This is a genomic window from Vibrio sp. Vb0667, from assembly GCF_033391095.1.
The window spans coordinates 1-1,078 of the sequence record NZ_JAWPOL010000366.1 but is presented as its reverse complement, the minus strand read 5'-3'; the positions used below and the strand labels follow the sequence as shown (position 1 = coordinate 1,078).

The window sequence follows — 1,078 nt, the reverse complement described above, 5'->3', positions numbered from 1 at the left end:
GTTGAGATTGGCTCATTGTTGCTCGGACGTGACCCTGAAACGGGTGAACAGAAAGCCTCTGAGCTTGAATTAATGCGCTTAACGATTCCACGTCGAGTCTATACTAACGACCACATGGACTATATTGCGGATGCGTTGATCGAGTTGAAGACCCGAGCTCATGAATTGAAAGGTTTGATGTTCGAATATGAGCCTCCGGTTTTACGTCACTTTACGGCTCGCTTCCGTGAAATTGATTAACCTGAAGTAGGTTTGACACCTAGATAATTAGGTATCTAGGTACTTTAGTAAAGAGCAGAAGGCCGCGAGTGTCGCGGCCTTTTTTGATTTTGTCTGTTCAGTTCATTCCGAGCGGATATTACGCCAGCTCTAACGTGATGCGCACGAACTGTTCGTCTTGATATTGCACTTCATAATTGAATGTGCCACTGGCATAAATACTGCCAAGGAACAATGAGCGCTGACGCATTGGGCCACGGAAAAGCATCGAAATTGGTGCAATCATGGCGTTATTGTCGTCGAAATGTTGGTTTAAGTTATTTGATAACACACACAGCAAACAGCCATGCTGGTCATGCGATAGGTCGACATCTTCAGGACGAGAAAGCAGTACCGTGGTACCGAGTTTTTTCTCAATTTCGTTAATTAGTAGCAGGTAGCTATCTAAGTGAGGTTGCGGGTTACTTGGTTTATTCGCGTCAACGCAGCGTTCAAGTAAGGCTTCAAGGTTGCCATTTTCCCCTTTCGCCTGTTGAGTCAGAGACTTTAACGGCTTTTTAATCAGTTTGTAGCGATTGCTTTTCAGTTTAGGCTTTAGCCATTTTTGCAGCAGATCGTTACGCTCTGTTGTAGGAAGAGGGCGTGAAGACGCATGGATTTTGAAGTGCAGGTGCAATAAGGCGTGCACTGCAAGCTCGCTCAGAAGTTGGTTAGCATCTGCGGATTGTCTTGCCTGCTTAGAACTTTGCATTACACTCAAACGAAATTTAAGAAGAAGGATAATGGTGCCGAGAGAGGGACTCGAACCCTCACACCTAAGGCACTAGCACCTCATGCTAGCGTGTCTACCAATTTCACC

Annotated in this window: 2 protein-coding genes; one reads left to right on the top strand and one right to left on the bottom strand. The window is 45.5% G+C overall.

Translation table 11 applies throughout. The features are described from left to right. The coding region (locus R8269_RS25965; RefSeq protein ID WP_318223007.1) for a beta-eliminating lyase-related protein at positions 1-240 on the top strand (240 nt) is incomplete at its 5' end. A gap of 118 nt (positions 241-358) precedes the next feature. On the opposite strand, the gene R8269_RS25960 is transcribed toward R8269_RS25965, so the two are convergent. After that, positions 359-970, bottom strand: a complete 612-nt coding sequence (locus R8269_RS25960; protein WP_318223006.1) for a DUF2913 family protein — start codon at positions 968-970, stop codon at positions 359-361. Positions 971-1,078: the final 108 nt, after the last annotated feature.